This window comes from Roseibium sp. RKSG952 (genome assembly GCF_009711355.1).
Window position 1 is genome coordinate 1 of the sequence record NZ_SMMF01000834.1, and the last position, 14,335, is coordinate 14,335.

Below are 14,335 nucleotides of genomic sequence, written 5' to 3' on the forward strand. Positions count from 1 at the left end.
CAGGATCAGGTCCTTGATGCGGTCGACCAGGTAGATGAAACCATCGGCATCCTGATAGCCGACGTCGCCGGTATGGAGATACCCGTCCGCCTCGATCGTGTCGCGGGTGGCGTCCTCACGGTTCCAGTAGCCCTTCATCACCTGCGGGCCATGGATCAGCAGTTCACCCTTCTCGCCTTTCGGAACTTCGGTCTTGCCATCCTCGATGCTGACAAAGCGGACCTTCGTTCCGGGCACAGGGCGCCCGATGGAGCCCGCCCGGCTTTCATCGCTGAGCGGATTGGCGCAGGCGCATGGCGAGGTTTCGGTCAAACCATAGCCTTCCGCCAGAATGCAGCCCGTGAGCCGCTCGAAGCTTTCCTTGACCTCTACCGGTAGAGATGCTCCGCCAGACAGGCAAAGCCTGAGGCTGGTAACATCGTATTTGTCGGTTAGAGGCGAGTTGTTGATCGCCGTGAAAATTGTCGGGACGCCCGGGAAAAGGGTCACTTTCTTGCGTGCAATGGTTGCCAGCATCTCCTTGAGGTCGAAACGTGGCTGAAGCACCATTTCCGCACCGAAAATGACAGACAGGTTCTGCCCGACCGTCATGGCGAGGACATGGAAAAACGGAATGACGCACAAGACCTTGTCTTCACCGGGGCGGGCATCGTCAAAGAGAACCGCCATTTGTTCCATGTTTGCAGACACATTGCCGTGGGTCAGCATTGCCCCTTTGGGGACGCCCGTTGTTCCACCGGTGTACTGGATCACGGCGATATCTTCGTCGAGATCGATCTTGGGCACGGTGACACTGGTGCCGTGCTTCTGCAGATCAGCAAACCGGATATGCGCGTTGTCGTTTGGTATATTGGCGATTTCCTTGCGTTTCAGCAGGCTGAACAGCACTTTCTTGACGGTGGGCAGGATGCCTGCCATCGGGCAGACGATGATCTTGTCGAGGATCTTTTCCTGACGAACCTGCTCAACCTTGTCGTAAAGGGCCTTCAGGTCCATCGTCACCATGATGCGCACTTCGGCGTCGCGTGCCTGAAAAGCCAGCTCGCGTTCCACATAAAGTGGATTGAAGTTCACAACTGTGGCGCCCAGCTTCAGGATCGCAAAATAGAACACGGTGTAATAGGGCGTGTTCGGCAGGCACAAGCCGACATGTACGCCGGGTTTCACACCCATCGCAGCAAGGCCAGCCGCCGTCGTGTCGACGAGCGCACCCAGTTCCTTGTAGGTCCAGACCCGTCCCAGAAAGTCGGCAGCCGGACGGTTGGCATAGGTTTTGACAGAATTGTCGAAATACTCGTACAAGGGACGGGGCTTGAAAGCCGCGACCCACTCCTCCGCAGTTGTCATTGACGAACTCCAACGCTTATTTGTTTGGAACGCTCGAGCGCCATGGCCATACGCTATTCACGTCAGGGTTGGTCGTGTTCCCCTTTACCCTGCCGTCCTCCTCACCAGCGCATCGCCTCGGCACGCGGCGCGATCGTTGCCGATCTTGCAAATTAGTTTGGGCACATGGTTCCCTGAACGTCAACTCGCAACGTTACGGCACCTTGCCCGGAAATGTTGTTTGAGGCCAAATATTCAAATTGAGGGCGTGCCGATTGAAACAACAATGAAATCGGGGAATGGTGGCCCCGCCGCTTTCAGGAGTGGAATGGTGAGCCTGTCCGATCATGGCGTTGTGTTGACGTAAGTAGATTTTCTGCTGTCAGACGTATGCTGGCAGATCCGGCGATGAGACGGTTGATGCCGAAGGGGTGTCAGGCAGCGGGGCGTTTGCGCAGCAAATATCTGTGCTCGCCCGTCAGAACGGTGACACCCTCCTGATTGCGGATGGTGGCCGTCATCACAACCACACCGGTCGTGTTCTGTTCGATCAGGTCCGATATCACGAGATCGGAATACAGTGTGTCACCCGCATAAACAGGCTTCAGGAACTTGCAGTCCAGGCCAAGGAAGCCGATCAGGGCATCGGCGACCTCTTCGGGAAAGGTGCCGGCCCCGGCTGCGGACTGGATCAACACCTGCATGCCGTGGGCGAGCATGTCCTTGTGGCCGACGGAGCGGCAATAAACACGGTCATAGTGGATCGGGTCATTGTCGCCCGAGGCCAGCTGGAAAGCCGCAAACAGGGCTTCTGTCTGCGTGCGCGAAGGCAGGGCGTATCGCTGTCCGATCTGAAGATCTTCAAAATATCGGGACGGCCCGGATCTGTGGTTTGCAGGTGTCCAGCCGTCTCCGTCTGACGGGGTTTGCATGGTCTCGTCCATCCTGAGTGTGTTGGCGCGTTATCCGGTTGCCACCGCCAGGTCCGGTGTGGCCCAAATGTCCTGGAAACCGAAGTCAGCCGTTATCCGTCTGAGCCTGTCTGCGACCGGGTTGCATTGATCCTTTAGCCGGAACTCGGGGCCTGCCACCACGATCGCGAGCCGCCTTTCGTGTGCCAGAACGGGGATCGCGATGGCTGCCAGATCCGCATTGTATTCCTCAACGCTCTGGAACCAGCCCCGTTCAAGGGACTTTGCAATTTCCTCCTCAACCGCCTTGGCGCTCAACAGAGCATTCTTGCCGTAGGGCTCAAAGTCGAGCTTGCCGAGCAGGCTTGCCCGTTCCGCCGCAGAATAAAGCGCCAGCAAGGCCCGCCCCGAAGCGCCGGCATGGATCGGGATGCGCATTCCGACATGACCCGCATAGCGGATCGGCGAAGGTGATTCGATCACATTCAGATAGACTGAAAACCGCCCCGCAGCCGCCGCCAGAATGGCGGTTTCTCCGGTTTCGGCCGACAGCTTCTCCAAGAGTTCCGCCAGCCTTTCGTTGAGCGGGTCCGCCGACACAATGGCTTCGGCCACGCTTGCAAGTCTTGGGGTCGGATAATAGCCGCCTCGGCGCACCGGTTCGTAGAGATATCCGCGCTCAACCAGCGTGTTCAGGATGTTGTAGGCGCTCGAGCGCGGCCAGCCGAAATGGTTCTGGATATCGGCAAGACTGGCCGTTTTCCGGGTCCGGGCGAAATACTCGATCAGGTCGAATGCGTTCTGGATTTGTTTGACGGCCATCGTGAGGGAACTCTGTTCTGGAGCTTGCCGGTTTGCGCAGTTTGAGGGCGGATGCCGTAACTCACCGCCAGGCAACTGCTTTTGCCATTGTACTATCCCCGTTTGTCCTTGAACGCGAGCAATCGTGCTGGTTCAGCTTGACAATGTTTAAATTTGTGGACTTATTATCCATATATATGGATTTATTCCAAGGCTTTTGTGTGGTCCTGTTGGGCGCCATCGACTGGGAGGCGATTGGCGGCAGGGCCGGAGCACTTCGTCTTTGCAAGGGAGCGCTCACCGGAAGTCTCGCCAGATGTGATGAAAGGGCATTTCACGCGCCGCAAGTCTTGGAAAACGACCGACTACGACCGGGCTTGCAGCCCGGACCCAAAGGGGAGGACACAGGATGAACATCCAGCCGCAGCACGTCACTTTGCCGACTGCAGAATTGGCAGATCTTGTCGCGCCTGACTGCCACGGTCTCAATTTCTATGAAATCGACCGGAGCCTGCAGGACCTGTTGACGCTTTACGTGCCCGAGGATCTGCGGGTGCATCTGCAGCCGCATCTGGAACGGTTCGGAGCATTGGTGGGGAACGAGGTCGACGACTGGTCGCGGCTTTCCGACAGACACCCGCCGGTCCTGCATCACCGGGACCCGCGTGGCCGGTTTGAAGACTGGATCGAGTTTCATCCCGCCTACCGCAACATGGAGGATGTGGCGCTTGGGGAGTTCGGTCTCGCAGCGATGATCCACAAAGCCGGCGTGCTTGGCTGGGGCAGCCCCATGTCCCATACGGTGAAGTTCATCTTTCAGTATGTTTTCGGCCAGTCGGAGTTCGGCCAGCTCTGCCCGATCTCCGCGACGGAGACAACGGCGACCCTGATCAAGGATTATGGGGACGAAGCGACCAAGGCGCGGTTTTACGAAGGGCTGACCAGCCAGGACACCAGGACCATGCTGAAAGGGGCGCAGTTCATGACCGAGCGCACCGGCGGCTCGGATGTGTCCAATATTCAGCTGGAAGCCCGGTTCGAGGATGGCAACTGGCGGCTTTACGGCGAAAAATGGTTCTGTTCCTGCACCGATGGCGACGTTGCGCTTCTGCTCGCCCGTCCGCAAGGCGCGCCAGCCGGCAACGAGGGTCTCGGTCTGTTTGCCCTGCCAAGGCGTCTGGATGACGGCAGCCGCAATGCTTACCGGATCGTGCGCCTGAAGAACAAACTCGGCAGCCGCTCGATGGCCTCCGGCGAGATTGTCTTCAACGGGGCGGTTGCCTATCCGCTCGGCAAGGTCGGCACGCATGAGAACAATGGTCTGAAGCTGATGATGGATCAGGTGTCCCTGTCCCGGCTGTCACATGGTTGCCGGGCGGCCTCCATGATGCGCCGCTGCCTCAACGAGGCCATGGTGACCGCGACCAACCGGCAGGCCTTCAAGGAAAAGATCATCGACAAGCCGTTGCTGCGCCGTCAGCTGATGAAGCTGATGGTGCCGACCGAGCAGGCCCTGTCGATCACCCTTTATCTCGGCAACCAGATCACTCTGGCCGAAGCCGGTGACGAACGGGCGCAGATGATCACCCGGATCCTGACACCGGCTCACAAGTACCGCACGGCCCGCGACAACGTGCGGGTTGCAACGGGAGCCATGGAGGTGCGGGGCGGCAACGGCTACATTGAGGACTTCGTCAATGCGCGGCTGGTGCGCGATGCCCATCTCGGCGTCTTGTGGGAAGGCACGTCCAACATCAATTCGCTCGACATCACCACCCGGGCGATTGCCAAGGTCGGTGCGCACAAGCACCTGAAGGACGAGCTGGTCGACCAGATCGACAAAAGTGCTGCAATGCCCGGCCAGTTCCGCGGTGAATTGCGCTGCATGGTCCAGCAGGCGATCGACTTTGCCGCGGACGTGGCCACGAGCGGCAATCAGACACTGGCCCGCAAGGCCGCCAGCGCGGTCTATAATTCGGCAACGGCAACTCTGCTGGCAACCGAAGGCAGTGCCCTTGGTGAGGCCGGGCGGGATGCCCGCCGTCTGTTGCTCGCCCGCATGGTGATAGATCACAGGCTCCGCGCACAGGATCCGCTCAAGACCGGTGAAAGCAGCTTTGAACAGGAAGCGATTGATCTGCTGCTGTCGCCGGCACCGGTCTCCCTGGATCAGGCAACCGACGTACTGACCCGCTAGGACCAATTTACTGTCATCCCGGCCAAGCGGAGCGTTGAGCCGGGATCGAAGGCCCCGGTGCTTTCTGATTTTCGTGGCCTGCCGTTCCCGGACAAAAAAGCCGGGTTTTCAGGGATGAACATCGGGAATGCTTGTTCCTTAACACCGGCTCCGGTTCGCGCAACGGCAGTGAAGGGGCAAATGCCCTTGTCTGCCAATTCTCAAAAAATGGAATACATCCGGTCATGATGTCAGTCACACCGAAGCCGCTGGAGGGGATCAGGGTTCTCGACCTGACCCGGATCATTTCCGGCCCGTATTGCACCCGCCTGCTGGCCGATTGCGGCGCGGAGGTTTTCAAGATCGAACCCGTTGGCGGTGAGTACATGCGGGTCAAGGAACCGATGAAGGTGGGGAAAAGTACCTATTTCGGCCATTTCAACGCAGGCAAGAAGAGCGTCGAGATCGACTTCCGCAGCGTGAATGATCTGGCGGCAATCCGGAAGCTCGCCGCGACCTGCGACGTTGTCGTGGAAAATTTCCGGCCCGGCGTGGTCAGGGATCTCGGTCTTGATTTCGCAACACTTGCCTCCGGCCGCAAAGACCTTGTCTATTGCTCGATCTCGGGCTTCGGTCAAAGCGGGCCACGCGCGCGGCATCCGGCCTATGCGCCCATCCTGCATGCCCTGTCCGGACACGATCTTGCGGCCATGTCCTATGCCGAGGATGTCGGTAAACCGTTCCGCACCGGGATCTGGTATGCGGATCTGATCGGAGGCCTGTTCGCGTTCAGCGCCATCCAGACTGCGCTGATCGGGCAACTGCGCCATGGCATTGGCCAATATATCGACGTCGCCCTGATGGACAGCATGATCAATCTGCTGGTGCTTGAAATGCAGGAGGCGCAAACGCCGAGTGCGTTCGAACGCTGGCTGGCGACGCCGGTCAGGGCGGCAGACGGCCACGTCATTGCGGTGCCGATCACGGGCCGGATATTCGAGCGGCTTGCCGATCTCACCGGCCATCCGGAGTGGAAGCAGGATACCCGTTTCAACACACAGCTGGAGCGTGAAAAGAACTGGCCGGCCTTGATGGCGCTGGTCGAGAAATGGACTTCTGAACGATCTGCTGCGGATTGCGAGGCGGCGATGATGGAGGCGGGCATTCCCTGCGCCCGGTATCAGACCGTCTCCGAGGCAATCCATGATGAACAGGTCATCGCCCGCGCGCTGATGAGCGATGTGGGCGAGGGGGCAGGTGCCTTCAAGGTAGCCAACCTGCCGTTTCTCTTGTCCGGAACGCCGCTCGCCGTCGGCCCAAGGGTTCCGGAACCGGGGGAACACACGAAGGATGTTCTTGATTTGTTCCGAAGTTCGGCCGGGCAGGACCAGAACCCATAACAGAAGACGGCCTAAGGCCCCTCACGAGCGATAATTGAAAGCATCAAAGATGGATTTTTCCCTCACTGAAGAACAAGCCGCCTTGCAGGAAACTGTGCGGCGCTTTGCGCAAAGCGAATTGCCGGAGATTGCCCGTAAGGTCGAGCAAACCGATGAAAGCCCCAGTCTTGCGGTGATGCACCGTTTCGCCGAACTCGGGCTGCTTGGTGTCAATCTGCCTGAAGAATATGGCGGCGGCGGCATGAGCCATTTCGAGGCGGTTCTGGTTCTGGAGGAAGTGGCCAAGGTCTCTATCGGCGTTGCGTTCCCGGTCTTTGAATCATGCTTTGGTCCGGCTTTGGCGATTGCCAATTTCGCACCCGAAGCCATGCGCCGGAAGCTGTTGCCGAAAGTCTGTTCCGGGGATGCGATCGTGGCCGTGTCCATGTCGGAACCGGGAGCGGGGTCCGCCTTGACCGATCTGACCACACGGGGGCGGATCGAGGACGGTCAGGTTGTCATCAATGGCCAGAAGCGCTGGTGTTCGGGGGCCGGGCATTCCGATGCCTATGTCGTCTATTGCCGCCTGTCCGATGCGCCAGGTGCCAAGGGAATCGGAGCTGTCCTGGTTGAGAAGGGGGCGGAAGGCTTCAGCTTCGGCAAGCGCGAGCGCCATATGGGGTTCCGGGGCGTTCACAGCGCCGACATGTTTTTTGATGATGTGCGGGTGCCTGAAGACAACATCATTGTTCCGGCTGGCGGGTTCGGCAAGCTGATGGAAGCCTTCGATCTGGAGCGCTGCGGCAACACCACCATGAGCATCGCCTGCGCGCAATCAGCCTTCGATTATGTCCTGAATTACGCTCAGGAGCGTGAGCAGTTCGGCAAGCCGATCATCGACTTTCAGGCCGTTCAGGTCCAGATCGCCGAAATGAAAATGAAGCTGGATGCCGCCCGGCTGCTGCTTTACCGCGCGGTTGTCAATGCGGAGGCCGGTTTGCCTTCTGTCGGGGAAAGCTCCATCGCCAAATGCTTTGCCAACGAGATGACCCGGGAAGTCACCGGCAAGGCCATGCAGCTGATGGGCGGATATGGCTATTCGCGTGAATACCCGATCGAGCAGAAAATGCGCGACAGCTGGGGCTGGGGCATTGCCGGCGGATCGATCGACATTCAGAAAACCAATATCGCCAGCTCACTGGTGGGGCGCCGGTTCAATCAACGGGCCAGATAGCCGGTGCACAGACCGGCACTATGCAGAGGTCACCTGTCAGAACATCAGGCTTGGAAGCCCCAGTGACAGGATCGGGAAGGCGATCAAGGCCAGAAGCACGAGAATGTCGAGCACCAGAAACTTCATGATCCCGAAGAAGATCGTGTGAACCTGCACCTCACGGCCGACAACCGAGTTGATGACGAAGACGTTGAGCCCGACCGGCGGGGTGATCAGGCCGATTTCAAGCAGCTTGACGACGATCACGCCGAACCAGATCAGGTTGAAACCCATGCCTTCAATCAGGGGGACCGTGAACGGCAAGGTCAGCAACATGGTGCCGATCGGGTCGAGGAACATGCCCATCACCAGATAGATCGACACGATGCACAACAGGATCACCCAGGTGTCGAGCTGGGCGGAAGACACCCAATCGACCAGCCCGCCGGTCACGCCGGTCAGGGACACGAATGATACGAAGATCTTGGCGCCGACCGCGATGAAGAACAGCGAGGCGGTCTGATAGGCAGTGTCGCGCATGGACTGGACAAAATCGGTCCATGTCAACCGGCGTGACAAGACACCGTAAAGCAGAACGAAGGACAGGCTGACGGCGGCAGCTTCGGTTGCCGTGAAGAAGCCGCCATAGATCCCGCCGATGATGATGACCATCAGGGTTGCCGCAGGCCATGCCTTCAGTCCGGCGTCCAGGCGTTCGCCACTGCCGATGTCTTCCGCGGGGCGCGGGGCTTCTTCGGGCCGGAGTTTGACCCAGATCAGGACCGTGATGATGAAACCGGCAAGGCTGAGCAGACCCGGAACCACACCGGCAATGAACAGGCGGCTGATCGAGGTCTCCGTAAAGGTGCCGTACAGGATGAACAGGACGCTTGGCGGGATCAGGGCCCCGAGTGTACCGCCCGCCGCGACACCGGCACTTGCCAGTTGCTTGCCATAGCCGTGGCGCAGCATTTCCGGCACGCAGATCCGGCCCATGGACGAGGCACAGGCGACACTTGAGCCGGTGATTGCGGAAAAGCCGCCGCAGCCGACCAGCGAGGCAATCGCCAGCCCGCCCGGAAGGCGCGCCAGCCAGACGCGGACAGCGTCGTAGATGTCCGTCGTGATGCGTGTGTGGTAGGCGATGTGTCCGGCTGCGATGAACAGCGGCACCATGCTGAGCGAATAGGAGTGAATGAATTCGAAGGCGTTCGATTCAATCAGGGCAAGGGCCGGGCGCAAACCACGATCCAGATCAAACTCCGATCCCGGGCGCCAGGCATAGGTTACAAGCGAACAGATCGAGGACACGGCCACCAGGGTAAACCCGATCGGCACGCGCAAGGCCAGCAATGCGAGCGCTGCCGCAAAGCCGAAAATACCAATAGTCGAGGGATCCAAGTGACTTATTCCTTCCCGCTTGGGTCAGATGCTTCGTCCGGATGGTCCTTGCCGGTGGACAGGAGCGCGCGCAGCAGGTCATGAACGAACAGGTATGTGAGGCGGATGAAAAACAGGGCATAGCCTGCAAAGAACGCGACCCGGCCGGGCCATTCGGGCACTTCAAGGATGCCAAAGAAATAGTTGCCGCTTTCAATGGCATGCACCATGGCAAGATAACCGGCATAGGTGATCGGGATCACCGCAGTCAGGCCGATTGCAGCCGCCAGTACGTTGAGCCAGACATGGGTGCTTTTCGGCAGCATGTCTGTCAGAACCTCGACGGCAATAAACCCACGGTCGGCTGCGACAAAGGCGAGTGGCAGGATCAGGGCCCCGATCATCAGGTCGCCGACAATAACGACCTCATCCGGGATCTGCGTGCCGGCCAGCGACCGCAGAAGGATGCCGAGCGTGATATAGACGCACATGGCGAGGATGGTGACGGCACCGGCTGCGATGAACACCGTCTCGATCCATCCAAGGGCCCGGAGCGGCAGTGCCTGCCGGTGCCGCCCGTTGCTGGACGGAACCGGTTTCCCGGACCCTACCGGTCCCATGGATACCCGTCTTCTTCAAGTTCAGAGGTGTATTTCGCCACCAGGGCCGTATAGTCGTCCCAGATGCCCTGACCGTCATATCCGCGCGCTGTCATGTCGGAGATCCACTCCTGAACATAACTGTCGGTGAGCGCGAGCAGTTTGGCGCGTTCGGCTTCAGCCATCGGCACGACAGGCACCTTTCGGCCGATGTCTCCGGTTTGCAGTCCGGCCTTGACCTCGGCAATTGTGGCAAGCTGGATGCGGGCGAACTCATCCACCATGTTCGACCCGGCGGTCCTGAGTGCAGTCTGGTGCGCGGGCGGGAGGTCTTCCCATACATCCTTGTTCATCACCAGCGCGAAGCCACCGACCTGACCCCAATTGGTCTCGGAGATGTAGTTGACGATTTCATAGTGCCGGAGCGCCCGGTTGGTGTAGTAGTATCCGGCCGCGCAATCGACGAGACCGGAATCCAGTGCCTGATAGACCTTGTCAAATGTCATGTTCACGACATTTGCGCCGAGCTCGTTCAACGCCTTTCCGGCAATGCCGGTAGCCCGCACAGTCAAACCCTCGAAATCTTCAACCGACTCGATCCTGTGATCGCCGATACATTCGAATTGCGTGCCCGTTGAGGTGAAGTTGCTCAGGAAGACAACGTTTTCCCGGGTAAGAAAATCCTTCAGCTGCGCGTTGGTCGTCATCAGTTCGAACATTGCCCGCAGGCCAACCCAGGGGTCGGAGGTTTCGATCGGCAGGTCTCCGATTGCCAGACCCTGCAGTTGCTTGGGGGCATAGGGCGCAATCACGGTGCCCATGTCGGCAGCCCCCGCGCTGATGCCGTTGAGGGCTGCCGACCATTTCAGCAAGGCGCCGCCCCAGTGCACGTCAAACTGGAGCTGGCCGTCTGTCATGCGTGTGGTTTCGTCGAGAAAATATTCGAGCGCCTTGGCCCTTGCGCCGCGATTGGGGCCGGCTTCGGAATAGCGCAGCACGGTGTCAGCTGCCGCAGCACCCGCCACTGCGGCACTCAAGCCCAGACCCAAAAGGACCGACTTCATGGAGACCATTTCATTTTCCTCCCGTTGGTGTGCCTTCGGCTCTGGCCACGGCACCGTGCGGTCCCGAAGTCCGGGCCGCATTCTTCTCCTCATTTGCGTATTGTTTTTTGCTTATTGTAAGTATGCGAATTATGCGTATATCAATTATCTTGGCAAGCTGGAGTTGTTGTCTTGACCAGCGGCCCCGGTACAAACCGCATCACTTTTTGCCGTGTTATCCGGGCCTCTGTCTCCTGTGTCCGCGATGCCCCAGTCTGAAAGAGCGGTTTTGTTATGCGCGCCGGGAGCCGGAGGCGGGGACGGCAACTCGGGTGAAGCCTGCTTGTACCGGGGGGCGGGCATCGGCTGTATGTGGCCATCCTTTTCCCTCAAGATCCCCCGCGCCCGGTTATGCGGATGGTCCTTGGCTTCCTGCAGATCCAGCACCGGGGCAAAACATATGTCCGTGCCTTCAAACAGGGCGCACCAATAAGCGCGCGGCCTTTCGGCAAAGATGGTTTTGAAACGCCTTTTGAGCTCCTTCCAGTTTTCCGGATCAAGACGCTCCGGCATTGTTTCGGGATCAATTTTTAGCAGCTTCAGGAACAGCGCCCAGAATTTTGCCTCAAGCGGGGCAATGGAAATCCAGCGGTCGTCGGCACATTTGTAGACCCCGTAATAGGGCGCGCCACCGTCCAGCCGGTTGGCTCCCCGCTGGTTGACCCAAAGATCTCTTGAAAGCGCAGAATAGACAGGGGCCATCAACGCGGCTGTACCATCGCAAATGGCTGCGTCCACAACATCGCCTTGACCGGTTTGGCGGGCCCGGAGCAGCGCGCAGACAATACCAAAGGCCAGAAACATCGCCCCGCCGCCATAGTCACCAAGGAGGTTGAGCGGTGGCACGGGATCGCAGTCCGTTTCACCAACCGACCATAGCGCACCGGACAGGGCAATATAGTTGATGTCGTGACCGGCGGCCCCGGCAAGCGGTCCATTCTGCCCCCAGCCGGTCATGCGGCCATAAACGAGGGCGGGATTGCGCTTCATGCAAACATCCGGCCCAAGGCCCAGACGCTCCATCACGCCGGGGCGGAATCCCTCGACCAAGGCATCGGCCCGGCCAGTCAGCTTCAGGGCCACGTCCAGATCAGCCGGTTTCTTCAGGTTAAGCGTTACGGACTTGCGGCCCCGCAGCAGGGTTTCCTTGCTGCGGTCATCCGTCCTGTCAGGGCTGCCGTTGTCATCGGCTGCCCGGTCAATCCGCAAGACGTCCGCCCCCATGTCCGCCAGCATCATGCAGGCAAACGGTCCGGGTCCTATACCGGCGAACTCGACGATTCTGACCCCGTGCAGCGGCCCCATGATTTGCTGTCTCCCATTATATTTTCACCATCCGCAATCTCGGCCGGCCTGTGATCAGGTTGCGCAAACCACGGCCTTGCCAGACTGTTTCGAAACGTAAGACCTCGGTCATCGTTCAGTGGCTCTCCGATCACGAATCTCTCCGTGCTTGGCCGGGATGCCGGGCGCGTTGATGAAGTCTCCAATCATGACTTGCGCCTTGGTTTGCCGGAGTTTGCGCAGACACTAAGCGGCTCCCACTTCAACACGGCCATTGTCGAGCACCACCACGCCACGCTCCAAAGCCCTGGACCTGAAAGACACCTCGTCGCCGTCGAGCCACATCTCGGTGCGGATGGTTTCGCCCGGATAGACAGGGCTTGAAAACCGAAGCTTGAGCGACTTGAACAGGCTGGTGTCGTACTTGCAAAAGCTGCGCAGGACCGCGTGACCGGCAATGCCAAGCGTGCAAAGACCATGCAGGATCGGTGCTGTGAAACCGGCATCGGTGGCGACTGCCGGATCGGCATGGAGCGGATTTGGATCTCCAGACAGCCGGTAGAGCAGGGCCGACTGGGGCAGGGTGGGGAGATCGCAAACGGCGTCCGGCATGCGATCCGGAAGTGTGTGCGGTTTGGGTTGCGGACCCGGGTTGCCGCCAAAGCCGCCATTGCCCCTTGCAAATGTGGTTGAGGACAGCGTTGCCAGCTTGTTCCCCGTGGTCTTGTCGATCAGGTCCCGCTCGGAATAGATCAGGGCCCCCTTCTCGGCGCCCTTGTCCAGAATGTCCGTGATCCGCGTGCGGGCGGTGACTGTCGCGCTGGGCGGCAAGGGCTTGTGCAGGCGGATCGCCTGTTCGCCATGCAGGATCTTGTGCCAGTCAATCCCTGTCTCCGGGTTTCTGAACCAGAAGCCCGGTCCTGCCAGCACAACCGCCATGGTCGGGACGGCCTTGAAGCCCGCCTCTTCGAACACAAAAGGCAATTGCCCCTGATCTACGGGATCATGACCAAAACCGGTGCCCAGCGCATAGAGGATTGCATCCTTGACCGTATAGGTCTGTTCGACCTCCTCAAACGGCCAGGCCAGCAGTTTGTCCGGGTCGATCGTCATCAGACCGGATCCCAGCACAGCACGTCTGACGACCGTTCAAGCGGGACCAATGAGCTCGAAAAGGCGGGAAACGCATGTTCCAGAATGTCCTCAACGGTCCACCCGTCCGGCCGGGCCATGGCGCGCAGCGGCCGGGGCTGGTTAAACAGCATCACCTCGCTTCCCCGCGAGACAAAGATTTGCCCGGTGATGTCTTGGGCGGCATCGGACGCAAGAGCTGTTGCCAGCGGCGCCACCTTTGCCGGTGTCATGGTTTTGAAGCGTTCGACCCGCGCGCGGTCGGCTTCCGACTTGATCGGAATGGTGCCGATCAGGCGGCTCCAGGCAAACGGGCCGATGGCATTGGACGTCACATTGTAGCGCGCCATGTCGAGGGCGATCGAGCGGGACAGTCCGACCATGCCAAGCTTGGCCGCGGAATAATTGGCCTGCCCGAAATTGCCGATCAGCCCGGAGGTCGATGTCATGTGGATCATCCGGCCAGATTGCTGCTGCCGGAAAAGGGTTGCCGCTGCCCGGCTGATATTGAAAGCGCCCTTGAGGTGAACGGAAATCACCTGATCCCACTCCTCCTCGGTCATCTTGTGGAAGATCGCGTCCCGGACAATGCCAGCATTATTGACGATAATGTCGAGCTTGCCGAAGGTATCGACTGCTTGATCGACCATGCCTTGAGCCGCCTTGAAATCGGCAACGCTGTCGAAGTTGGCAACGGCCTCTCCTCCTGCCGCCTTGATCTCATTGACAGTTTCGGTTGCAGGCAGAGCATTTTCGCCTTCGCCGCCACCGGTTCCGCCCAGATCGTTGACCACAACGCGCGCGCCCTTCTTGGCCATCAAGAGGGCTATTTCCCGGCCGACGCCCCGGCCGGCACCTGTGACGATTGCGACTTTTCCATCCAGCAAGGCTGTTTCCGACATCCAATTTCCCCGGGCTTTTCTGGTTCTCGAGGCGCGCGAGCGCCATTGGCAAAATATAATGTATACGAATAATACGCTTGCGAATAATATTCAAGCTCTCTAGTATCCGGCCACACGCCCCCCCCCCCGA

The 14,335-nt window shown here is 59.4% G+C and carries 12 protein-coding genes; 3 read left to right on the forward strand and 9 right to left on the reverse strand.

The genetic code is table 11. The features are described 5' to 3' along the window. The 3 genes from E1297_RS09295 to E1297_RS09305 form a co-directional block, all read right to left on the reverse strand. On the reverse strand, positions 1 to 1,347 hold a 1,347-nt coding region (locus tag E1297_RS09295; RefSeq protein ID WP_155137030.1), incomplete at its 3' end, for an AMP-binding protein. Positions 1,348 to 1,760: 413 nt separating this feature from the next. After that, a complete protein-coding gene (locus E1297_RS09300) occupies positions 1,761 to 2,258 on the reverse strand; it encodes a MaoC family dehydratase (RefSeq protein ID WP_155137033.1) in 498 nt (165 codons plus the stop codon). 30 nt (positions 2,259 to 2,288) lie between these two features. Beyond that, the gene (locus E1297_RS09305) at positions 2,289 to 3,059 is read right to left on the reverse strand and encodes an IclR family transcriptional regulator (protein ID WP_155137035.1); all 771 of its coding nucleotides are present in this window, start codon (positions 3,057 to 3,059) and stop codon (positions 2,289 to 2,291) included. Between the two features lie 388 nt (positions 3,060 to 3,447). Here E1297_RS09305 and E1297_RS09310 point away from each other — a divergent pair, with 388 nt between their 5' ends. From E1297_RS09310 to E1297_RS09320, 3 genes are all read left to right on the forward strand, one after another. After that, entirely contained in the window at positions 3,448 to 5,235 is a 1,788-nt protein-coding gene (locus E1297_RS09310; RefSeq protein ID WP_155137038.1) for an acyl-CoA dehydrogenase family protein, read from the forward strand. A gap of 224 nt (positions 5,236 to 5,459) precedes the next feature. Further along, complete coding sequence (locus E1297_RS09315) at positions 5,460 to 6,614, forward strand: CaiB/BaiF CoA-transferase family protein (RefSeq protein WP_155137041.1); 1,155 nt, start codon at positions 5,460 to 5,462, stop codon at positions 6,612 to 6,614. A 34-nt stretch (positions 6,615 to 6,648) separates the two neighbouring features. Further along, a complete protein-coding gene (locus E1297_RS09320; RefSeq protein ID WP_209015721.1) occupies positions 6,649 to 7,827 on the forward strand; it encodes an acyl-CoA dehydrogenase family protein in 1,179 nt (392 codons plus the stop codon). Between the two features lie 36 nt (positions 7,828 to 7,863). Here the strand turns inward: E1297_RS09320 and E1297_RS09325 are convergent, their stop codons facing one another. The 6 genes from E1297_RS09325 to E1297_RS09350 all read right to left on the reverse strand — a co-directional run bounded on the left by E1297_RS09325 (position 7,864) and on the right by E1297_RS09350 (position 14,205). Continuing rightward, positions 7,864 to 9,207, reverse strand: coding sequence for a TRAP transporter large permease (locus tag E1297_RS09325; RefSeq protein WP_155137047.1), 1,344 nt, complete (start codon positions 9,205 to 9,207; stop codon positions 7,864 to 7,866). A gap of 5 nt (positions 9,208 to 9,212) precedes the next feature. Next, positions 9,213 to 9,806, reverse strand: a complete 594-nt coding sequence (locus E1297_RS09330; protein ID WP_155137050.1) for a TRAP transporter small permease — start codon at positions 9,804 to 9,806, stop codon at positions 9,213 to 9,215. Then, entirely contained in the window at positions 9,794 to 10,858 is a 1,065-nt protein-coding gene (locus E1297_RS09335; protein ID WP_209015722.1) for a C4-dicarboxylate TRAP transporter substrate-binding protein, read from the reverse strand. Before E1297_RS09335 ends, E1297_RS09330 begins: the two co-directional genes overlap by 13 nt. A 135-nt stretch (positions 10,859 to 10,993) precedes the next feature. Beyond that, the gene (locus E1297_RS09340; RefSeq protein ID WP_155137053.1) at positions 10,994 to 12,193 is read right to left on the reverse strand and encodes a CaiB/BaiF CoA-transferase family protein; all 1,200 of its coding nucleotides are present in this window, start codon (positions 12,191 to 12,193) and stop codon (positions 10,994 to 10,996) included. A 225-nt stretch (positions 12,194 to 12,418) separates the two neighbouring features. Continuing rightward, the gene (locus E1297_RS09345) at positions 12,419 to 13,285 is read right to left on the reverse strand and encodes a MaoC/PaaZ C-terminal domain-containing protein (RefSeq protein WP_155137056.1); all 867 of its coding nucleotides are present in this window, start codon (positions 13,283 to 13,285) and stop codon (positions 12,419 to 12,421) included. Continuing rightward, positions 13,285 to 14,205: an SDR family NAD(P)-dependent oxidoreductase gene (locus E1297_RS09350; protein ID WP_155137059.1), complete on the reverse strand. Its 921-nt coding sequence runs from the start codon at positions 14,203 to 14,205 to the stop codon at positions 13,285 to 13,287. Before E1297_RS09350 ends, E1297_RS09345 begins: the two co-directional genes overlap by 1 nt. Between the last annotated feature and the right edge of the window lie 130 nt (positions 14,206 to 14,335).